At 34.5% G+C, this 20886-nt stretch carries 20 protein-coding genes and 2 pseudogenes; 13 read left to right on the top strand and 9 right to left on the bottom strand.

Annotated elements, in window-relative coordinates:
* The 7 genes and pseudogenes from J3U56_RS09540 to J3U56_RS09510 all read left to right on the top strand — a co-directional run.
* A pseudogene (locus J3U56_RS09540) lies at window positions 1–347 on the top strand (pseudouridine synthase); the annotation flags it as partial.
* A gap of 175 nt (window positions 348–522) precedes the next feature.
* Window positions 523–1446, top strand: a pseudogene (gene ftsY / locus J3U56_RS09535) (signal recognition particle-docking protein FtsY); the annotation flags it as partial.
* A gap of 9 nt (window positions 1447–1455) precedes the next feature.
* Window positions 1456–2109 (top strand): cell division ATP-binding protein FtsE, encoded by a 654-nt coding sequence (gene ftsE, locus J3U56_RS09530; protein ID WP_065633227.1) that lies wholly within the window; start codon window positions 1456–1458, stop codon window positions 2107–2109.
* 4 nt (window positions 2110–2113) lie between these two features.
* Window positions 2114–3085: a permease-like cell division protein FtsX gene (gene ftsX / locus J3U56_RS09525; RefSeq protein WP_267367487.1), complete on the top strand. Its 972-nt coding sequence runs from the start codon at window positions 2114–2116 to the stop codon at window positions 3083–3085.
* A gap of 151 nt (window positions 3086–3236) precedes the next feature.
* On the top strand, window positions 3237–4097 hold the full coding sequence (rpoH, locus tag J3U56_RS09520; protein WP_065633225.1) for an RNA polymerase sigma factor RpoH: 861 nt from the start codon (window positions 3237–3239) through the stop codon (window positions 4095–4097).
* Between the two features lie 208 nt (window positions 4098–4305).
* A complete protein-coding gene (locus J3U56_RS09515) occupies window positions 4306–4878 on the top strand; it encodes a DUF2975 domain-containing protein (protein ID WP_267367485.1) in 573 nt (190 codons plus the stop codon).
* Window positions 4879–4889: 11 nt separating this feature from the next.
* Window positions 4890–5111, top strand: a complete 222-nt coding sequence (locus tag J3U56_RS09510; RefSeq protein ID WP_267367482.1) for a helix-turn-helix domain-containing protein — start codon at window positions 4890–4892, stop codon at window positions 5109–5111.
* On the opposite strand, the gene J3U56_RS09505 is transcribed toward J3U56_RS09510, so the two are convergent.
* Window positions 5108–5800, bottom strand: a complete 693-nt coding sequence (locus J3U56_RS09505) for an aspartate/glutamate racemase family protein (RefSeq protein ID WP_267344796.1) — start codon at window positions 5798–5800, stop codon at window positions 5108–5110. The genes J3U56_RS09510 and J3U56_RS09505 overlap by 4 nt on opposite strands.
* Window positions 5801–6612: 812 nt before the next feature.
* Here J3U56_RS09505 and J3U56_RS09500 point away from each other — a divergent pair.
* On the top strand, window positions 6613–7431 hold the full coding sequence (locus J3U56_RS09500) for a hypothetical protein (RefSeq protein WP_267349099.1): 819 nt from the start codon (window positions 6613–6615) through the stop codon (window positions 7429–7431).
* Between the two features lie 52 nt (window positions 7432–7483).
* On the top strand, window positions 7484–8170 hold the full coding sequence (gene cobB / locus J3U56_RS09495) for a Sir2 family NAD+-dependent deacetylase (RefSeq protein WP_065633219.1): 687 nt from the start codon (window positions 7484–7486) through the stop codon (window positions 8168–8170).
* A gap of 8 nt (window positions 8171–8178) precedes the next feature.
* Here the strand turns inward: cobB and mtgA are convergent, their stop codons facing one another.
* Both mtgA and mobB read right to left on the bottom strand, forming a co-directional pair.
* Complete coding sequence (mtgA, locus tag J3U56_RS09490; RefSeq protein ID WP_267344792.1) at window positions 8179–8871, bottom strand: monofunctional biosynthetic peptidoglycan transglycosylase; 693 nt, start codon at window positions 8869–8871, stop codon at window positions 8179–8181.
* Window positions 8872–9083: 212 nt separating this feature from the next.
* Complete coding sequence (gene mobB / locus J3U56_RS09485) at window positions 9084–9575, bottom strand: molybdopterin-guanine dinucleotide biosynthesis protein B (RefSeq protein WP_267334410.1); 492 nt, start codon at window positions 9573–9575, stop codon at window positions 9084–9086.
* Between the two features lie 84 nt (window positions 9576–9659).
* Between mobB and J3U56_RS09480 the strand changes: the two genes are divergently transcribed.
* A complete protein-coding gene (locus J3U56_RS09480; protein ID WP_267349103.1) occupies window positions 9660–10688 on the top strand; it encodes a threonine aldolase family protein in 1029 nt (342 codons plus the stop codon).
* Between the two features lie 8 nt (window positions 10689–10696).
* Here J3U56_RS09480 and mobA read toward each other — a convergent pair whose 3' ends face one another.
* Window positions 10697–11275 carry a molybdenum cofactor guanylyltransferase MobA gene (gene mobA / locus J3U56_RS09475; protein WP_267367480.1) on the bottom strand — a complete coding sequence of 193 codons (579 nt, stop codon included), beginning with the start codon at window positions 11273–11275 and terminating at the stop codon, window positions 10697–10699.
* Between the two features lie 320 nt (window positions 11276–11595).
* On the opposite strand from mobA, the gene J3U56_RS09470 reads away from it, so the two are divergent.
* Both J3U56_RS09470 and J3U56_RS09465 read left to right on the top strand, forming a co-directional pair.
* On the top strand, window positions 11596–11865 hold the full coding sequence (locus J3U56_RS09470; protein WP_065633215.1) for a YihD family protein: 270 nt from the start codon (window positions 11596–11598) through the stop codon (window positions 11863–11865).
* A 14-nt stretch (window positions 11866–11879) separates the two neighbouring features.
* Window positions 11880–12608, top strand: a complete 729-nt coding sequence (locus J3U56_RS09465; protein WP_267334401.1) for a DsbA family protein — start codon at window positions 11880–11882, stop codon at window positions 12606–12608.
* Window positions 12609–12732: 124 nt separating this feature from the next.
* Here the strand turns inward: J3U56_RS09465 and J3U56_RS09460 are convergent, their stop codons facing one another.
* Window positions 12733–14697, bottom strand: coding sequence for a MacB family efflux pump subunit (locus J3U56_RS09460; protein WP_267367478.1), 1965 nt, complete (start codon window positions 14695–14697; stop codon window positions 12733–12735).
* A 1-nt stretch (window position 14698) separates the two neighbouring features.
* Entirely contained in the window at window positions 14699–15904 is a 1206-nt protein-coding gene (locus J3U56_RS09455) for an efflux RND transporter periplasmic adaptor subunit (RefSeq protein ID WP_416379613.1), read from the bottom strand.
* A 357-nt stretch (window positions 15905–16261) separates the two neighbouring features.
* Here J3U56_RS09455 and J3U56_RS09450 point away from each other — a divergent pair, with 357 nt between their 5' ends.
* Complete coding sequence (locus J3U56_RS09450) at window positions 16262–16516, top strand: YfhL family 4Fe-4S dicluster ferredoxin (protein WP_267334395.1); 255 nt, start codon at window positions 16262–16264, stop codon at window positions 16514–16516.
* 4 nt (window positions 16517–16520) lie between these two features.
* On the opposite strand, the gene ispH is transcribed toward J3U56_RS09450, so the two are convergent.
* The 3 genes from ispH to ileS form a co-directional block, all read right to left on the bottom strand.
* Window positions 16521–17468: a 4-hydroxy-3-methylbut-2-enyl diphosphate reductase gene (ispH, locus tag J3U56_RS09445; RefSeq protein WP_267334393.1), complete on the bottom strand. Its 948-nt coding sequence runs from the start codon at window positions 17466–17468 to the stop codon at window positions 16521–16523.
* 1 nt (window position 17469) lies between these two features.
* Window positions 17470–17940 carry a signal peptidase II gene (lspA, locus tag J3U56_RS09440; protein WP_267334391.1) on the bottom strand — a complete coding sequence of 157 codons (471 nt, stop codon included), beginning with the start codon at window positions 17938–17940 and terminating at the stop codon, window positions 17470–17472.
* Window positions 17941–18048: 108 nt separating this feature from the next.
* Window positions 18049–20856, bottom strand: a complete 2808-nt coding sequence (gene ileS / locus J3U56_RS09435; RefSeq protein ID WP_267367476.1) for an isoleucine--tRNA ligase — start codon at window positions 20854–20856, stop codon at window positions 18049–18051.
* Window positions 20857–20886 lie beyond the last annotated feature (30 nt).

The following is a 20886-nucleotide window of genomic DNA, read 5'->3' as shown; positions in this document are numbered from 1 at the left end:
CTTATTGGGTACAAGTTGAAGGCGTAATTAGTCAACAAGCTATAGATAAACTCGCTCAAGGTGTTCAGTTAAAAGAGTTCTATACAGCCCCAGCTATAGCGACTAAGCTGGAAGCGCCGACTAATCTATGGCAACGCGTTCCGCCTATTCGTGAACGTAAAGCTATTCCTACTTCTTGGCTAAGTTTAACTATTACGGAAGGAAAAAATCGTCAAGTTAGAAGAATGTGTGCTGCGGTTGGTTATCCTTGTTTACGTTTAATACGTGTTCAAATTGGCAATTATAATCTATTTACTCAGCATCTGCCGTTAGGTGAATGGCAATCTATCAGCGTAAATGATCTTTAGGCTTAAATAGATCACATTAATAAATACTAAATCATCACTTATTATCATTATTTTATAATAATATAACTCAATAATATTATTCACATTTATTGAATACATTGGGGTTTATTCTAAAATAAGATAAAATGATTATCAGTTATGCTCATGGGACAATTTATTTATGGTTGAACAAAAAAAAGAAGGTTTCTTTGCTCGTTTAAAAAAAGGTCTTTTCAAGACTAAACAAAATATTGGATCGGGTTTTTTAAATTTATTCAAAGGCAAAAAAATTGACGATGAATTATTTGAAGAACTAGAAGAACAACTGATTATTGCAGATGTAGGATTTGATACTACACAAAAATTAATAAGCTCATTAACACAACAAGCCTCAAGAAAAGAGTTAAAAGATGCAGATGCACTTCATGAAATTTTAAAACATGAAATGAAGTCTATTTTAGACGGGGTTGATCAACCGCTTGATATTGAAAGTCATAAACCATTTGTTATTTTAATGGTAGGGGTAAATGGTGTTGGTAAAACAACGACAATTGGTAAATTAGCTCGTCAATTTCAACAACAAGGTAAATCAGTGATGCTTGCTGCAGGCGATACCTTTCGTGCAGCAGCTGTTGAGCAATTACAAGTTTGGGGTGAGCGAAATAATATCCCCGTTATTGCACAGCATGTTAATGCTGATTCTGCCTCAGTTATTTTTGATGCAATACAAGCAGCAAAGGCAAAAAAAATAGATGTCTTAATTGCCGATACAGCAGGTCGTTTACAAAATAAATCACATCTAATGGATGAATTGAAAAAAATAGTTAGAGTGATTAAAAAACAAGATGAGACTGCTCCACATGAAATCATGTTAACAATAGATGCAGGAACAGGCCAAAATGCTATTAGCCAAACTAAATTATTTAATGAGGCTGTTGGTGTAACAGGAATGACATTAACTAAATTAGATGGTACGGCGAAAGGTGGTATTATATTTAGCATTGCTGATCAATTTAATATTCCAATCCGTTACATCGGTGTTGGTGAAAAAATTGAAGATTTAAGACCTTTTGTTGCTGATGATTTTATTAATGCGCTGTTTGAACAAACAGATGAATAGAGAGAACTCATGATCCAATTCCAGCATGTAAGTAAAGTTTACTCGGGTGGAAAGCCCGCCCTTCAAAATATAAACTTTACATTATTATCCGGAGAAATGGCATTTTTAACAGGTCACTCTGGTGCAGGTAAAAGTACTTTGATGCGTTTAATTTGTGGATTAGAAAAAGCTAATGACGGCAAAGTATTATTAAATGGTATCAATGTATCTAGCTTGAAAAAACAAGATATGCCGTTTTTACGCCGCACAATTGGGATGATTTTTCAAGATCACCAATTATTAATGGATCACACTGTTTATGATAATGTGGCTATTCCATTAATTATTTTAGGAAAACCTATCGAAGAAATTCGTAGGCGTGTTTCGGCCGCGCTCGATAAAGTCGGTTTGATAGATAAAATGAAATTTTATCCTATACAGTTATCAGGTGGTGAACAACAGCGCGTAGGAATAGCGCGTGCCATTGTTAATCGTCCAAGCGTCTTATTAGCCGATGAACCAACCGGTAACCTAGATGATAAACTTTCGAAAGATATTTTAAAGCTATTTGAAGAGTTTAACCAAGCAGGTGTCACCGTATTAATGGCAACCCATAATATGGGGCTTATTCGTCGTAAACACCATCGAATACTAAATTTAAATCAAGGGCGTTTAGAGGAATAACATAATGATAAACGCTAACATTAACACTATTAAGTCAAAATCGAAAAATAAAAATAGCTTTTTATCCCGATGGAAAAGACAAATTAGTTATGCATGGCATAACGTATTTAATGATTTTCGTCAGCATATTTTTGCTTCAATATTGACAATTTTTGTCATTGCAATTTCAATAACATTACCAACGATTAGTTATTTGTTGTGGAAAAATGCAAATCAAGCAGCGCATCAATGGTATCCAACTCCAAACTTAACTGTGTATATCAACAAATCACTTACGGCAGAACAAACTAAAGAATTAATTAGTAAATTTAAAACATACCCAGAAGTTGAGAAAATAGATTATCTTTCACGAGATGATACACGAGAAGAATTTAAAACTTGGTCTGGTTTTGCAACAGCACTTGATCTGTTAGATGAAAACCCTTTACCTGCTGTTGCTATTCTTTTTCCTAAAGAAGAGGCTAAGCAAACTAGCATATTACATGGATTACAATCACAAATCATGAAAATAGAAGGGGTTGATGATGTACAACTTGATGATAGCTGGTTTACGCGATTAATGGCATTGACAGACATGGTAAAATCAATAGTCTGGACAATTTCGATTTTCATGATTATTGCTGTATCACTTGTTATTGGCAATAGTATTAGATTAAGTATCTTTTCCCGTCGACAAACGATTTTGGTGATGCAATTAATTGGTGCTACTGAAGGTTTTATATTAAGACCTTTTTTGTATAATGGGATTTTTATTGGGTTTATCAGTGCAGTACTTGCATTAATATTATCCAAAATATTCATTTGGCAAATTGACTCAATTATTTTGCACGTTTCAACTGTTTTTGGAACAAAATTTACTTTAGAAGGACTGTCATGGGATGAAAGTGTATTAATTATTTTGTTCTCAATAATTATTGGATGGCTTTCAGCCTTGATCGCGACTAAAAAATATTTGAAAGTAATGTACATTACTTAATTACAAAAATAAGATAGTTACTTATTGTTAAAAATTTTATTAAAATGTGAACTAATTGACTTTTTTGTAGTCTAATATAACAGTTAGAATTTAAATTGTTGCATACATAAAATTATGCAACAAAATCAGTTTAAATGAAGGAGGGAATTAAATGAGTACTGATTTAAAAATGCCAGTAAGTGCTTTAATCCCACAAGGCAATATAGAATCATACCTTCGTATGATTAACACCTATCCGATGTTAACAGCAGAAGAAGAAAAATCGTTAGGTGAAAAACTTTATTATCATGATGATGTTGATGCTGCACGACAATTAATCTTATCTCATTTGCGCTTTGTTGCGCATATTGCTCGAGGTTATTCTGGGTATGGTTTACCACAAGCAGATTTGATTCAAGAAGGTAATATTGGATTAATGAAAGCTGTACGTCGTTTTAACCCTGAAATGGGGGTTCGATTAGTTTCTTTTGCTGTACACTGGATAAAAGCTGAAATTCATGAGTATGTGCTTAAAAATTGGCGAATTGTTAAAGTTGCAACCACAAAAGCACAAAGAAAATTATTTTTTAATTTAAGAAAGAATAAACAACGCTTAGGTTGGTTTAATAATGCAGAAGTTGATATGGTGGCAGATGAACTTGGCGTAACACCTAAAGATGTCCTTGAAATGGAATCGCGAATGTCTGCTCAAGATATGTCATTTGATGTAGATAGTGATGACGATGATAATTCTATTGTTGCTCCAGCACTTTATCTAGAAGATAGTAATTCTGATTTCTCAAAATCAATTGAAAATGATAATTGGGAAAATGACGCAACAGATAAATTGCATGATGCTTTATCACAATTGGATGAACGAAGTCAGGATATTATTAAAGCACGTTGGTTAGATTCCGACGATAGTAAATCAACTTTGCAAGTTTTAGCTGATAAGTATAGTGTTTCTGCTGAACGTATTCGTCAACTCGAAAAAAATGCAATGAAAAAATTACGAGTTGCAATCGAAGCATAATTTTTTTTCGTTAATGTTAACTTCCTGAACCTTACTTGTAACAAAGTAAGGTTTTTTTATAACTAAATTTTACTCACTATTGATTTTGCTATTTTATTTTAAATAAATATTAAACGATAAAAAATTATCGTTTCACTTTAATTTATTATTGTTATTTCTATTTTTATAGGCTAGACTGTGCTCAATCTTTATAAAAAAGGAAATAAATATGAACACAACATTAGCTCGATCAAACTTACGCTTAAATCAATATTGTCGATTTATGGTACTATTAACAACCCTTATTATCATAGTTATGTTGATTGGTGCATTATCGCCACTACTTTATTACTTTTTTAATATTGAAAATATTGGATTAGCATCAGGAGGATATTCTTTTTTTATATCTAACAGTGTTGATGTTGATCCAACTAAACTCGAGTTTTGGCAGGCTTTTTTAGCAACGTTAATTGATACTGTAGAAATCTTTATTTTAATTTATGCATTTTATCAGTTGCGATTACTTTTTTTAAAATACAGTCAATCTGATTTCTTTTCAGAAAGGTCAGCTAATCACTGCTATATTTTTGGTAAAATGTTAGTCATCTGGTCTATTGTTAGTATTTTATCTGAGCCTTTGTTAACTTTAATTTTAAGTTTCAACCAAGCTGAACGTTATTTTTCTTTTTCGTTTTCAAGTGATGATATTATGGTATTGTTCCCAGCTATCAGTATTATGGTTATCGGACAAATATTAAAAAAAGCATGCCAACTAGCGGAAGAAAATCAGCAGTTTGTATAGGGGAATTAAACATGCCAATTACTATAAATCTAGATGTAATGCTCGCTAAACGAAAAGTAAAATCTAAAGATTTAGCTATGGCTATCGGTATTACGGAACAAAATCTATCTTTACTTAAACAAGCTAAAGTGAAAGGTTTTAGACTAGCCACACTTGAGGCAATCTGTGAATATTTAGATTGCCAACCTGGAGATATTTTGGAATATATTAACGATAAAAATGATAATGCTTAGTGACTTATTGCTAGCATAGCGGCGGCTTCTGCATGAATTAAGGCTGTATCAAAAAAAGGGATATTTCGATCTGATTGTGATATTAATAAACCAATTTCTGTGCAGCCTAAAATCACACCTTGTGCTCCGCGTTCAACTAATTTATCAACAATCGTTAAGTAAGCTTGTTTAGATGCCGGTTTAATAATCCCTTTACAAAGTTCATCGTAAATAATTTGGTTAACAACATTTCTATCTTCTTGATCCGGTATTAATACTATTAAGCCTTGGTCAATCAATTTTGATTTATAAAAATCTTGCTCCATTGTGTATTTAGTCCCTAACAATGCTACAGTTTTAATACCTTGTTGAATCAATTTTTTAGCTGTGACATCTGCAATATGAATAATTGGAATAGTAATTGCTGATTGAATCTGATCTGCGACTTTATGCATAGTATTGGTACAAATGACAATAAAATCTGCACCTGCTATTTGTAATTTTTTGGCTGCATCAATTAAAATCAGTGCACTTTTATCCCACTCACCATTGGCTTGGCATAATTCAATTTCTTGAAAATCTACGCTATATAATAGCGTTTTCGCTGAATGTAACCCCCCTAATGATTTTGCTACCATTTGATTAATTACTTGATAATAGGTAACGGTACTTTCCCAACTCATACCGCCGATTAAGCCAATTGTTTTCATTTAAAAATACCTTATAAAAACTTATGATTTCATTGAAAATTTAGTTAACTAATTGATAATATTATATCATCTGTAAAGTTAATTAATATCAACTTTTGATCGTTAAGCGAGGGTTCACGCTATTTATTTAACATGGTTATTGTTTTTATTTAAAAGTAGATAACATAAAGCAGTCTATTTATTTTTTACATTACAACTATAAAATTTATAAGGAAACCGCTTTCAAGTTATCACATTAAGCTATATGGTTAAGCGTAAACCAATGTTGATTACCTTACTATTTACTTGGTGCTTCTCTTTTTGTCGACTGGTTGGCAAATCAATTCAAAAATGAGGCGTTATTGATCCCATGATGCTTTCATTTGGTGAGGATATTGGTCAATATTAGCTATTTCACATACTAGTTAGCAATCTATTTAGAACTAGACATCATAGCAAGCGCTAACCACAGCTTTGAAACTTTTCCTAATAATGGATATGTTTTACCTTTTGGCTTAAATATGGCTATTTTTTATAATTATGTCAATTGAATGCGCTATAATTTGACTGATAAAATTTTACAAATTGTATGAAATGTCGACTCGCATTAACTTTAAAATAATTATAGTATAATCAAGAAAATCAATGTACTTATTATAATGATGAAAAATACCTTTATTGGTCAAAACGGTGTTACTTAGCGAAAGAATAAAATCTGGAAAGATACATTGATTAAACAGAATGCAGCCGGTATGCTGAAATGTATTTCTTGCAAAGTGATGTATAAAATTTAGTTATAGTTAAATATGAAATTGATGGGGAAAGTATCAATTATGAACAAAATTAGTCCTTATTTATGGTTGATATCATTCTTATCGTTTTTTTTATCTTTTTCATGTTTAGCCGACACAAAAGTTATTCATGTTCTGGTCGCATTATGTGATAACAAATATCAAGGTATAGCGCCTGTTCCAGCTGCGATTGGTAATGGTCAAGATCCAAAAAATAATCTCTATTGGGGCGCGGCTTACGGTTTTAAAACCTATTTTGCTAAGCAAAAAGAGTGGCAAGTTATACAAGTTAATAAGCCTAATGATGGTAAAATATTAGAAGAGATAATATATAAACATCAAAATCAAGATGTTTACCTTATTGCTCAAGCCTATGATGGTAAATATATTGATGATACGGTAAATGATTTTATTGACTATTCTGCGGGAAAAAATTCGCTGTCATTATCAGTAGATAAAAAACAAATCAATGCTGGTGGTAACGCTGATCTTGTTGTTTATATTGGGCATAATGCATTAATGGAAACGCCATCTTGGCGCAGTTATTTACCAGGTAGTTGGCGTTGGAGCACATTATCTAAAACTCAACAAGAAAAGCAAAAATCGCGTTATGCTGCTGTATTTGCTTGTAAAAGTCAGAAATATTTTACTCCACCACTATCTCATTTAGGTATTAATCCATTGATCTTAACCTTGCACCGTATGGCACCAGAAGCTTATAGTATTCATGCTATGATTAACAGTTGGTTGGATGGTGAATCAAAAGATGAAATAAGGCTTAAAGTAGCAAGTGCTTACAGCCAATATCAAAAATTAAGCCAACCAGCCTTACATATATTTACCACCGAATATAGCCAATAATCTTTTATATCTTAGTAGATTATTTAACTTATCAATAAAAAGGAAAATAGATATGTTAAAAACGCCCAAAATTGTCATTTTAACAGGGGCTGGCATTTCAGCCGAATCGGGGTTATCAACCTTTCGAGCCCAAAATGGATTATGGGAAGGTTATGATGTTAATGATGTTGCCACTTATGAAGGTTACCGTCGTGATCCCATTGCGGTGCATAATTTTTACAATATGTTACGAAGAAAATTGCAAGATCCATCGGTAAAACCTAATCAAGCTCATATTGCACTGGCTGAGTTAGAACAAAAACTCGGTTCAAATAATGTATTGGTTGTAACTCAAAATGTTGATAACTTACATGAACAAGCTGGATCGAAAAATATTATTCATATGCATGGCGAATTATTAAAAGCGCGTAATGAAAAAACCGGAGAAATTATTGACTGTTTCAACGATATTAATTATCAACAAAATAAATTAATACGCCCGCATATTGTTTGGTTTGGTGAAATTCCATTACAGATGGATCAAATTTATGATGCATTATCACAAGCAGATTATTTTATTTCAATTGGCACATCGGGCAATGTCTATCCTGCCGCCGGTTTTGTTCAAATTGCTAATCAATCCGGTGCTAAAACGATTGAACTTAATTTAGAGCCAAGCTTAGGCGAAAGTTTATTTCAAACTAAAATTTATGGCCCAGCAAGTCAGGTGGTACCCGAATTTATTCAGACATTAATTTAAAACAGTTTTTACTCCATCTGTTTTAAATAATTTTTACCACCAAGATTAGCCATTTGCGCTCGAATCCATTCTGCTTTTTTTTGGACATAGTTTGTGGGGGTGGCTGGGCTCCATTTTCTTGGATTAGGTAACGTTGCTGCAAGTAAACTCGCTTGATAAGGCGTTAATTGATTTGCACTGACATTAAAATAATAACGAGATGCTGCTTCAATGCCAAAAATCCCCTCCCCCCATTCTACACTATTTAAATAGATTTCAAGGGTTCTTTGTTTTGACCAAATTAACTCAATCCAGATAGTAAACCAAGATTCTATTGCTTTACGTAGCCAACTTCGTGATGGCCATAAAAAAATATTTTTAGCTACTTGTTGGGTAATAGTGCTTGCGCCACGAATTTTTTTTGCATTTTGATTGTGTTTCAATGCTCGATTAATTGCATCAAAATCAAAGCCCCAGTGTGTTGCAAAGTTCTGATCTTCTGAAGCAATAACTGCGATTTTAATATTGTCTGAAATTGCATCCCAATCTTTCCATTCCCGCTGTTGTGTGATGCCCCAATTAACAATTTTTCTTTCCACCATTAACATTGAGCCAATCGGATCGATCCAACGCATTATTAAAATGAGAAAAATAGATAACAGCATTAATCCAATAACTACGTTTCTTGTTTTGATTAATATCTTTTTTAATAATGGATGCATATTGCTTAAATCAGGATATAGCTAAAGGTTAGCTATATTAACATATCATTTACATTGTTTTATTTAATGTTTATAAATTTTTGTTTGGAATATCAATCTTTCATTTTTCAATTGGCTATTTATGTTAAACAAGCTAGTAAATGAGTTACATCGCTATAAAAAATTAACTTTACTCAATACGTTTTATTGCCAATCAGAACATCATCATTAGATCAGTTAAATAGGTAATCGAGTATAAACTTCACAACTTGTTGTGGTTGATTGATATCCAGCAATGGAATCGATATATCTAATTGGTTATCACTGGCGATAGCAAGCGTAAAGTCATCGATAAAAACGGGATGACTAATGGTTTGACGATGACAGATAATTTTAGGTATTTTTTCGTGTTTAAATCCTTCAATTAATATGATGTCTACATCTGTAAACTGATTTATCAGTGTAGTCAGATCTGCTGGTTTATTGGGCGTTTCATGAATAATTGCATAACGATTATCGCATACGATGGCTGTTTGTACTGAGCCGGCCTTACGCAATTCATAACTATCTTTACCAGGGATGTCTAACTCGATGTCATGATGGGCATGTTTTAATGAGCCTACATTAACGCCCTGTTTAATAAGTAGTGGAATAACCTGTTTTAACAATGTAGTTTTGCCACTACCGCTATAACCACAAATTCCGATAATCTTTTTTTTATTCATCACTAGTTTATGTTAATGTACCATATTCGATAGATAAACAATATTACATGATTTTTTGCAGCAGATGTTCAAAAAGAGAATAATATGAACGATTTTTTGAATGATTACAATCAAACTGTTCACCCCAGTTTGTTAGAAAGTTTTATTGCTATTAATAATAAGAAATTAGCGGGTTATGGTTTAGATGAATATTGCAAACAAGCTATAACAAATATCCAAAAACGATTACAATCTCCTCATGCTGATGTGCATTTTATGCCTGGTGGCACAATAACCAATCTAACGGTCATTTCACATATTTTAAAACCCTATCAAGCCGTAATTGCCGCGAATACCGGACACATTAACGTGCATGAAACCGGAGCGATTGAAGCGACAGGGCATAAAGTAATCTCGGTGCCAACAGCTGATGGAAAACTTACGCCGGAATTGATAGAACCTGTATTATTTCATCATAGTGATGAACATATGGTACAACCTAAGCTTATTTACATCTCTAATACCACTGAATTAGGCACAATATATAGTCAGCAAGATCTTAAAAATCTTTATCAATATTGCCAAAAAAATCGCCTTTTTCTCTATTTAGATGGTGCCCGCCTAGCGATGGCATTGGCAGCAAAAGATAATGATCTGACTTTGCCTGATTTAGCTAAATACACTGATGTATTTTATATTGGTGGAACCAAAGTCGGGGCGTTTGCTGGTGAAATGGTTATTTTTAATAATCTATCTATTAATCAAGACTTTCGTTTTAGTATGAAGCAAAAAGGTGCAATATTAGCAAAAAGCTGGATTGTTGCTGTACAGATGAATGAGTTGATGCAAAATGATTTGTACTTCCAGTTAGGGCAACACAGTAATAATATGGCCGATAAACTAAAAATTGTTTTTGAAAAAGCTGGATTAACATTTGCCAGCAAACCACAAACTAACCAACTATTTGTTAATTTTCCCAACCAACTGGCTGAAAAAATTATTGCTCATTATGCGGTTGATAATTTAGGTCCTATCGATGACCATAACTGCTGTTTACGTTTTTGTACTTCATGGTCAACTCAAATAGATGAAATTGATAGGTTAGATAGACTATTGCAATCATGGTTATCGTAAAATTTGATTTAGGATAAATGTGCGTTGGCTAATTCGTCATAGGTATTAATATTCACAAAAGATGTTGGCGTATCACTAAAATCTACGGCTTTAGCTTGTACTTGCTGCAAAAATAGCATTAGTTTGCGGTTCCCTAGTGCTAAATATTGTTCTAATTGTACAAGTACACAACGATGTATAAGTAAAATCGTTGGATGAGCGTATTTGCCATCAAAAGGGTAGATAGCGCTATAATTGGTCGTATATTTTGCTAAACGGGCAATTAAATCCTTGGGTAAATAAGGGGTATCACAACTAACAAATAAGTTCCAATCGGTATTGGTCCGACGTAATCCGCTATAGATGCCCGAAAGTGGTCCTAAAAAACCCTCTAAATCATCACTAAATATGGCATAACCTGCTTTTTGATATTGATCTAAATGACGATTGCAATTGATCATTAGTGTGCCGACTTGAGGCGCAATGCGATCAATAACATGTTGATAAAGCGCTTTGTCATTTAATAAGATTAAGCCTTTGTCTTCACCATTCATGCGTGAGCTTTGACCTCCAGCTAAAACGATTGCGGTAATAGCGCTTTTCTGCATAAATTATTTCTCTTTTACATTGCCAAAACACAAAATAACATTACTATATAGCAAAGTTATTTTAAATCGTACAATTTATAACATAGTCTTCATACTTAGATTAAGTAATCAAGTGTTGTAATTGGAAAATGAAATATATCTGTAATGGTTTTTCAGGTATGGAATAATTGATAAATTCAATTAAACATGTTTACATCATTTATTTTGATAAATTGTTTTATCAATAGTGTTATGCTTAAACTAATGAGTAACACAATATCAAAATAAAATATTAAATCATCATCTTCAATGGGTTTGAAGATTCAAAAAAGGTATAATTTATGAAATGTCATCGTATTGATGAAGTAATGGAATTATTAAAGTCAGCTTGGGAAAATGATTCAGATCTCAGTTTGTTACAATTTTTAGTTAAACTCGGTCAGGAAGCTGGCTTCGAGGGCGATTTAAAAGATCTGGGCGATGAAGTGTTAATCTATCACTTAAAGATGCGCGATGCTGATAAAAGTGAAGTCATTCCCGGACTAAAAAAAGATTATGAAGAAGATTTTAAAACCGCACTATTAAAAGCTCGCGGCATCATTAAAGAATAAGGAGAATTAGTTAAATGAAAAAAACGCTTATTGCTATGGGAGTATTACTGTTTTCGGTAAATTGTTTTGCTGATGAAGCGCCTTCTAATGCAAAAACAGATGCATCGCAAACAGCCGCTCCGGCGACGACTCAAGCTCCGATTGAAGTGGATAAACAATATATTGTATTACCCACTAATCCATCGCCAGATAAAGAAGTGATCGAATTTTTTTCGTTTAATTGTCCTAGTTGTTATAGATTTGAAAACCAATATCATGGTTCACAAGTTATAGCTAAAGCTATCCCTCAAGATATCAAAATTAAACGTTATCATTTATTGGATTTTGGTCCACTTGCTCAAGATTTAGCTCAAGCATGGGCGATTGCTAATGTACTTGGTATTGAAGATAAAGTTTCACCAGCACTGTATAATGCAGTACAAAAAGATCGTAGTATAAAAACGCCAGATGATATTAAAGCTGTATTTGCTGAACTCGGTGTGGATTCTGAAACTTATGATAAAACCAAAGACAGCTTTTTAGTTAAAGCTTTTATGGCGCAACAAGCTAATGCTATTAAAGAAATGCAGCCAACATCCATACCAACTTGGATTGTTAATCGTAAATTCTATATCAATACTAAAGGGTTAGATGTGTCAAGTGATGATGCATTTATTAAAGATTATGCGAGGGTTACAGCCTTTTTAGTTGGTTTAGATCCGAATGTCAAAGCTCATGATAAACAAGCAAACAGTAATGAGTAATTTATTACTGTTTAAATAATTGATAGATACATAGAAAATATTCATTGCATTAATCAATTAGCGAGCTGTAAATTAATCAATCCCTTTGTTTGAGTTATTTCAGCAAAGGGATTTTATTGGAGTATTATTCACGTTCTAGTGCATAAATTGGATCAAGTTTTGCCGCTCGTTTGGCAGGAAAATAACCAAAAATAATACCAATGATACTTGAACAACTAAATGCCGCAATAATTGAAATGATTGAAAAACTCATAGCAAATAAAGAGACAAAATAATTGAAAATCAGCCCAACCGCAAATGATAGTATAATTCCCAAAATACCACCAATTAAACAGACTAACACTGCTTCAATTAAAAATTGTTGAAGAATATCACTAGAGCGAGCTCCAACCGCCATTCTTACCCCAATTTCTCGCGTTCTTTCTGTGACTGACACCAGCATAATATTCATTACGCCAATACCGCCAACCAACAGTGAAATTAACGCAATAGTTGAGATTAATAATGTTAACACCAATGTTGAAGAATTCACGGTTTCACGAATACTATCGGAATTAAATATAAAAAAGTCTTTAGTGCCATGGCGTTGTAGCATAATCTTATTAATCGCTTGTTCTGCTACGGATAGATCAACATTATCATTTACTCTAACAGTAATGCTTTTTAATGATGTTTGCCCAACCATGCGATTGATCACTGTGGTATAAGGTAACCAAATATTCAGGCTTTCATTACTACCAAAGCCTTGCTGTTGTTTAGTTGCAATACCAATGACTTTAACTGGTAGTTGCCCAACCATAATAATTTTACCAATTGGATCTTGATTATTAAATAAGCGATTAACGGTATTTTCATCGATGACAGCATCTTGCGCGGACGACAGAACACTTGCGTGATCAAACGCTTTACCTTTAGTTATATTATAACCACGCACAGTAAAATACTGTTCACCAACCCCATTAACCGTTCCTGTTACCGCCAAATTATTAACGCGAAAATAGACACTAGTTGAAAGGTTAGGCGTGGTACTATGGACAAAACTTTGTTTGGCTAAAAAGTCAGCATCAGAAGATCGCAATGTTGTGATTTTATCGGCATTACGATCACCAAATCCATTACCAGCATAAATTTCTAAGGTGCTTGTTCCTAATGAATTAATGTCAGACAGAATTTTTTGCTTGGTTCCTTGCCCTAATGCCACCATTGACACAACAGAGGCGATACCAATAATAATACCAAGCATGGTTAAAAAAGTACGTAGTCGCTGTGATAACATAGATAATATTGCCATATTAAATGCATCACGAAAACGATAGTATTTGGCTAACCAGTTATCTTGTGTTTTGGTTGTTTCTATCTGTTTTATTTGTCGATTATCATCATCATCATGATAGTTAGGATTACTAGCATCTGAAATAATATTACCATCACTGATTTCTATAATGCGCTGTGCACTTTGGGCAATATTGCTATCGTGAGTCACAATGATGACAGTATGGCCTTGTTTATGAAGTTCGCGCAATATTGCCATAACTTCTAAACCGCTTTTACGATCTAGCGCGCCGGTTGGTTCGTCGGCTAAAATCACTTGCCCACCATTGATTAACGCTCGCGCAATACTGACTCGTTGCTGCTGACCGCCAGATAATTGATTCGGCTTGTTATTGATTTTATCTTCTAACCCTAATCGCGTTAAAATTTCAACAGCACGTTGTTGCCTAAATTCATTAGATGCGCCAGCATAAATTGCTGGAATTTCGACATTCCCTTGCGCAGTAAGGGCACTTAATAAATGATAACGTTGGAAGATAAAACCAAAATGTTCACGACGTAATTCGGCTAATTCATCGGGGGATAATTGATTAGTGGTTCGACCTCCAATAGTATAAACCCCCGAACTGGGTTTATCTAAACAACCCAAAATATTCATTAAAGTTGATTTGCCCGATCCTGAAGCGCCAATAATGGCAACCATTTCACCAGCATTAATCGACAAATTGATACCTTTAAGCACTTTTATGGTTGAATCGCCAGCAGGGAATTCACGTACTATATTTTCCAGTTTAATCAGCGGGTTATTATTTGTCATATTAGAATCTTATCCTTGGGGTCCGTCCATTAGGATTGAGTTGTGCACCATTGATACTACTTACAATGACGACTTCTCCTTCTTTAAGCCCTGATTTGATTTCAACATTAACATTATTATTGACACCTAAACTGACTTTTCGCTCTTCAATATCATTATGTTGATTAAGTACGTAAACAATAGCTTTATCGTCATCTAAATTCTTTTCAATAGCTTGTGATGGAATCGTAAGCACATCCTTAGCTTGTGATAACACTATATAAACTTGAGCTGTCATCGAAATACGTAAAATGTGATTTGGATTATCAACATCAAACAAACCATTATAGTAGATGGCTGTTTTAGTCGTTGAAGAGGAGGTACTTGAGTTAGATGAACTTTCGGTATTAATTGAGTCTGGTGCAGGCTCGATTGCTCGTAGTGTTAATCCCTCAAAACGTTTATTGGGCTGGCCTAATATTGTAAAATAAACAGGCATGCCTTTTTTTACATTAATCACATCTGCTTCAGAAATTTGTGCCTCAATGGTCATTTTATCCAGTTGTGCAACTTTGACTATTGTTGGCGCACTTTGAACAGAGTTAACAGTTTGCCCTTGATCAACCGGAATTGCCACAATGACACCATCAATTGGCGAACGAATTTTAGTATACCCTAAGTTCACTTTAGCGGTATCAACGGCAACTTGAGCACTGATAATATCTGCATCTAGTGCTGCTATATCGGCTTTAATTCCATCAAGATCAGCTTTAGCGGCATCTAAATCGGATTGAATTCCAACCCCTTTATTGACTAACTTTAATTGACGATCGTAAGTAAGTTGATAGTTAACTAATTTTGCTTTTTTCGATTTACGTTGAGCTTCTAAACTATTTAATGAAGCTTCTGACTGTCTTAAATCATTATTTTGTTTAAGATCATCTATTTCGGCAATCATATCGCCTTGTTTAACTTCATCGCCTAATTCCACATATAATTTTTTGATTTGACCAGAAACCTGAGCACCAACGCTTACTTGCTTAAAAGCACTGATGGTTCCATCGGCAAGAACAGTTTTTTCAATATTACTTTTAGTCACTGGTGCGGTAATATAATTTACTGCTTTTTCAGAAGGGGATAAAATCCAATAAACAAGATAAATAATGGCTAATATAATAAAGGTTATAGCAATATTTTTAATTTTTAAAAACTTTGACAATCTTTTCATCCTATTATTTTTTATAAAATTTTTCGTCATTGTATCGTATAAAATCAAATGCCATTGATAACTAACGATAATAAATTGTAATAATTATGAAAATATTTTAAGCAATTTTAAGTGTGATAAGGCTTTCTTTGGTTGTAGCATGAAAATTTGGAAGATATTTTTGAATTTCAACAAAAATACTCATTTAACTAATCTAATAGTTTATATTATCTTACTTAGATAAAGGTATACTCATACATTACCTTTTTTATAAAACAGACTAATTTTGAATTTGCTTACTGCATCTTATCTTAGGTTTTATTAAGGATTGCGTTATAATGGCGCAAATTTTTTAAGTGGATTAAGAAAAACAAAGTAATGGCGTTAAAAATAACCTCTAAGTGTATTAATTGTGATATGTGTGAACCTGAGTGTCCGAACGAGGCTATCTCGATGGGGTTTGACACCTACGAAATTGATCCCAATAAATGTACTGAATGTGTGGGTTATTATGATCATTCAACCTGTCAACGTGTTTGTCCTATTCAAAATGCGATTATTGCTGATCCTGAGCATATCGAGACCCATGATCAGCTACTGGCAAAATTTGAGCAACTAAAACACTCAAATTAAACAGTTAGTTTGCTTTTACTTCAATTCGAAGTGCTTTAGGTATTTCAAACGTAATATTTTCTAAAATACCGTCGGTTTCGGTGAGTGTTGTACAACCTAAATTTTTTAAGCGATCGATAACTTGTTGGACTAAAATATCGGGTGCAGAAGCGCCTGCCGTCACTCCTATTGTGCGGGCATTGGTTAACCAAGCGGGATCAATATCAGAGGCAAAATCAATTAAATAAGCATGCTTGCTATTGCGTCTAGCGAGTTCAGCTAAACGATTTGAATTAGACGAGTTTTTAGAGCCAACAACTAATACCACATCTGCTTGTGAAGCGAGCTGTTTAACCGCTTGTTGGCGATTAGTTGTGGCGTAACAAATGTCATTTTTACGAGGGCTGCGGATATTTGGGAAACGCTTTTTTAGTGCAGCAATAATTTCAGCTGTATCATCAACTGATAGTGTGGTTTGCGTGGTAAAACAAAGGTGTTGTTCGTTTTTCACTTTTAGTTTTTCAACATCTTCAATGGATTCAATCAGATAAATTCCACCTTCTGGGTTATTGTACTGCCCCATGGTGCCATCGACTTCAATATGTCCAGCATGACCAATTAAAATGACTTCTTCACCTCGATAACTCGATCGAGCCACTTCCATATGCACTTTAGTGACTAATGGACAAGTAGCATCAAATATACGAAGTTGACGTTGTTTTGCTTCTTCACGAACGCTTTTAGACACACCATGTGCTGAAAAAATTAAAATAGCATTGTCTGGCACCTCATTGATCTCTTCAATGAAAATAGCCCCTAACTCTTTAAGGCGATTAACCACATAGCGGTTATGAACAACTTCATGACGGACATAAACTGGTGCACCAAATAACTCTAGTGCTCGTTCAACGATAGTAATCGCACGATCAACACCGGCACAAAAGCCTCGTGGATTCGCTAAAATAATTTGCATGTTAGATGGTCTTCTTGGGTTTTTTTAAGCTGCTAAGAATAAATAATCCAATACCTACGCAAATTGCACAGTCTGCAATATTAAACGTTGGATAGTGCCAATCACCAAAATTGACATCAAGAAAATCGACAACAAAACCATGGTAAAGGCGATCGAATAAATTTCCTAATGCGCCCCCTAAAATTAATGATAATGAAAAGTTTTCTAATTTTTGTCTGCCTGTATTGCGATATAACATATAGATAATTACACCACTAATAATTAATGCAATAGATGCAAGCATCCAACGTTGGCCTTCAAAAATACTAAAGGCTGCACCAATATTACGCACATAAGTGATTGAGAAGAAAGGTAAAAGATTCACTGACTCATATAAAGCAAAGCGATCTAATATCCAGAATTTACTTGCAATATCAACAATAAAAACAACTATTGCTAACAATAGCCAGTAAAGCCCATTGTTTTTTTTCATAGCGTATATGCTCATTATGTTTCCGCCGACAATTGTCGGCGGTAAAGAAATTAAATTGTTATAGTGTGGCTACCTATAACCCTTGTTTGATGAATTAATGACTATTTATTAAGCAAAATGCCTGATTTCACCATTACCATGGATGTTTTGTTCACAACGTTTGCATAAATGCGTTGTTGGATCATTATCGACAGTATAATGCCAGCAACGAGGACATTTATCACCTTGCGCTTTAGCCAATTCAATTTTCAAACCTTTGATATCGCTTTGTATTGCTGATTTTGGCGCAGACGCTAATGTTTTAACACTAGCTTGTGAAGTTAATAAAACAAAACGTAATTCATTTTCTAATTTTGCTAAAGCATCCGCAATTTTTTCATCGGCGTAAAGTGTCACCGCAGCCTCAAGTGAGCCACCAATCACTTTATCGTTACGACCTTGTTCAAGCACTTTATTGACTTCGCTACGAATAGCTAAAATTTGTGCCCAATATTCGCTATTTAATGCTTCACTATCAGATAAACTAAAGAGTGAACAATACCATTCATCTTCAAACACAAATTCTGATTTTTGTGATGCAGGTAAGTATTGCCAAATTTCATCAGCTGTGAACGATAATACCGGCGCTATCCAACGTACCATGGCTTGCGCAATATGATATAACGCTGTTTGGCAACTGTGGCGAGCAATACTGTCGCTTTTTGCTGTATATTGGCGATCTTTAATAATATCTAAATAGAATGAGCCCATTTCAATTGAACAGAACTGCATAATACGTTGAACAACTTTATGGAAGTCATAGTTTTCATAAGCTTGTATGATTTGTTCTTGCGCTTCTTTAGCCATACTAACAGCCCATCGGTCTAGCACCACCATATCTTCCGGTTTTACCATATCCTTAGCTGGGTCAAAGCCATTTAAGTTAGCTAATAAGAAGCGAGCTGTATTACGAATTCGACGATAGCTATCGGCTGAGCGTTTGATAATTTCATCGGAATAGCTCATTTCACCGGAATAATCAGTTGAGGCGATCCATAAACGTAAAATATCTGCACCCAGTTTATTCATTACTTCTTGTGGTGTCACAATGTTACCAAGTGATTTTGACATTTTACGGCCTTGACCATCAACCACAAAGCCATGGGTCAATACTTGCCGATAAGGGGCTTTGTTATCAATCGCGGTTGATAACATTAATGAAGACATAAACCAACCACGGTGCTGATCTGAACCTTCTAGGTACATGTCTGCTTCATGACCTGCAAATTCAGCGCGAACCCCAACGACTGAATAGAAAGTTGATCCGGAATCAAACCACACATCTAATGTGTCGGGTACTTTACGGTAATCATCGGCATCAGGACCTAATAGATCTCTAATATCTGCATCCCACCAAGCTTGAATACCATTTTGTTCAACTAATTTAGCGACTTTTTCAACTAATGCTAATGTGTCTGGGTGTAGCGCTTCGGTCTCTTTATGCACAAATAACGTCATTGGTACGCCCCATGTACGTTGACGAGAAATACACCAATCTGGGCGGTTTGCTACCATGGTTTCAATTCGTGCTTGTCCCCAATCTGGGATCCAACGAACTTGTTTGATCTCTTTTAATGATTGCGCACGTAACCCTTGTTTGTCCATGCTGATGAACCATTGTGGTGTTGCTCGGTAAATGACCGGTGTTTTATGTCGCCAACAACATGGGTAACTGTGTTCAATGTTTTCAAAATGCAGTAATGCATTATTTTCTTTTAAAATTTCAATTACAACTTTGTTAGCTTTAAATACAAATAAGCCATCTAAACCTGCACCTGTACCCGGTAAATAGCAGCCATTGCCACCAACAGGGTTAGCCACTTCAAGACCATATTTTTGACCGACAATAAAGTCTTCCGCACCGTGACCTGGTGCGGTGTGCACTGCACCTGTACCGGCATCAACAGTAACATGATCACCGAGTACAATAGGTTCGTCAAAGTCAAGGAAAGGGTGTTTAAAGCGTAATAGCTCAAGCGCATCACCTTTACAGCTGCCAATAATTTTCCACTCTGAAATTTCGGCACGTTTCATAACTGATTCGACAAGGTCAGTGGCTAAAATTAAGCATTCTTTATCATTGATTTGTACCAGTTGATATTCAAAGTCAGCATTTAAGGCAATACCTCGGCTTGCCGGCAATGTCCAAGGTGTTGTTGTCCAAATCACGGCATAGATGGTTAAATCAGTATTGACACCAAATTTATTAGCCACAGCTTGGTTATCCATCGCTTTGAATTTTACGTCAATGGCTGGTGAAGATTTATCGTAGTATTCAACTTCGGCTTCAGCTAACGATGACATACAATCAGTACACCAATAAACAGGTTTAGCACCTTTAACTAAATGACCATTTTGAATGACTTTTCCTAAAGCACGTATAATATTGGCTTCAGTATCATAGTCCATTGTACGGTATGGATTTTGCCAATCACCCAGCACACCCATACGAATAAAATCGGCTTTTTGTAGTTCAACTTGTGAAGCGGCATAATCACGACAAATTTGACGAAACTCAGCAGGTGTTACTTTTACGCCCGGTTTTCCTACTTGTTCTTCAACTTTTTGCTCAATCGGTAAGCCGTGACAGTCCCAACCTGGAATATATGGGGAATCATAACCACTTAACCCTTTTGATTTAATGATAATATCTTTAATTATTTTGTTAACTGCATGACCAATATGAAGTTTGCCATTGGCATATGGAGGTCCATCATGCAAAATAAAGGCTTTTTTACCCTTTTTTACTTGGCGGATTTTACGATAAAGTTCTTTATCGTACCAATTTTGTAACATTGCCGGTTCTCGTTTAGCAAGATCGCCTCGCATTGGAAAGCCCGTTTCCGGTAAGTTTAGTGTATTTTTATAATCTGTCATGCTGATTTATTCCAGTTAATTTGGTTGATA

It is taken from the genome of Gilliamella sp. B2824 (assembly GCF_026536245.1).
Lineage (GTDB): Bacteria > Pseudomonadota > Gammaproteobacteria > Enterobacterales > Orbaceae > Gilliamella.
The sequence above is the reverse complement of the archived record's forward strand: the minus strand, read 5'-3'. Positions and strand labels throughout refer to the sequence as shown.

Coding starts and splice junctions, on each gene's coding strand:
- lspA (WP_267334391.1), bottom strand. CDS start 17,940: ATGAAAAAAAACAATGGGCTTTACTGGCTATTGTTAGCAATAGTTGTT.
- mobB (WP_267334410.1), bottom strand. CDS start 9,575: ATGAATAAAAAAAAGATTATCGGAATTTGTGGTTATAGCGGTAGTGGC.
- cobB (WP_065633219.1), top strand. CDS start 7,484: ATGTTAAAAACGCCCAAAATTGTCATTTTAACAGGGGCTGGCATTTCA.
- J3U56_RS09515 (WP_267367485.1), top strand. CDS start 4,306: ATGAACACAACATTAGCTCGATCAAACTTACGCTTAAATCAATATTGT.
- J3U56_RS09470 (WP_065633215.1), top strand. CDS start 11,596: ATGAAATGTCATCGTATTGATGAAGTAATGGAATTATTAAAGTCAGCT.
- J3U56_RS09465 (WP_267334401.1), top strand. CDS start 11,880: ATGAAAAAAACGCTTATTGCTATGGGAGTATTACTGTTTTCGGTAAAT.
- J3U56_RS09505 (WP_267344796.1), bottom strand. CDS start 5,800: ATGAAAACAATTGGCTTAATCGGCGGTATGAGTTGGGAAAGTACCGTT.
- J3U56_RS09450 (WP_267334395.1), top strand. CDS start 16,262: ATGGCGTTAAAAATAACCTCTAAGTGTATTAATTGTGATATGTGTGAA.
- J3U56_RS09510 (WP_267367482.1), top strand. CDS start 4,890: ATGCCAATTACTATAAATCTAGATGTAATGCTCGCTAAACGAAAAGTA.
- ftsX (WP_267367487.1), top strand. CDS start 2,114: ATGATAAACGCTAACATTAACACTATTAAGTCAAAATCGAAAAATAAA.
- J3U56_RS09500 (WP_267349099.1), top strand. CDS start 6,613: ATGAACAAAATTAGTCCTTATTTATGGTTGATATCATTCTTATCGTTT.
- ftsE (WP_065633227.1), top strand. CDS start 1,456: ATGATCCAATTCCAGCATGTAAGTAAAGTTTACTCGGGTGGAAAGCCC.
- ileS (WP_267367476.1), bottom strand. CDS start 20,856: ATGACAGATTATAAAAATACACTAAACTTACCGGAAACGGGCTTTCCA.
- J3U56_RS09460 (WP_267367478.1), bottom strand. CDS start 14,697: ATGACAAATAATAACCCGCTGATTAAACTGGAAAATATAGTACGTGAA.
- J3U56_RS09480 (WP_267349103.1), top strand. CDS start 9,660: ATGAACGATTTTTTGAATGATTACAATCAAACTGTTCACCCCAGTTTG.
- mtgA (WP_267344792.1), bottom strand. CDS start 8,871: ATGCATCCATTATTAAAAAAGATATTAATCAAAACAAGAAACGTAGTT.
- mobA (WP_267367480.1), bottom strand. CDS start 11,275: ATGCAGAAAAGCGCTATTACCGCAATCGTTTTAGCTGGAGGTCAAAGC.
- ispH (WP_267334393.1), bottom strand. CDS start 17,468: ATGCAAATTATTTTAGCGAATCCACGAGGCTTTTGTGCCGGTGTTGAT.
- rpoH (WP_065633225.1), top strand. CDS start 3,237: ATGAGTACTGATTTAAAAATGCCAGTAAGTGCTTTAATCCCACAAGGC.
- J3U56_RS09455 (WP_416379613.1), bottom strand. CDS start 15,904: ATGAAAAGATTGTCAAAGTTTTTAAAAATTAAAAATATTGCTATAACC.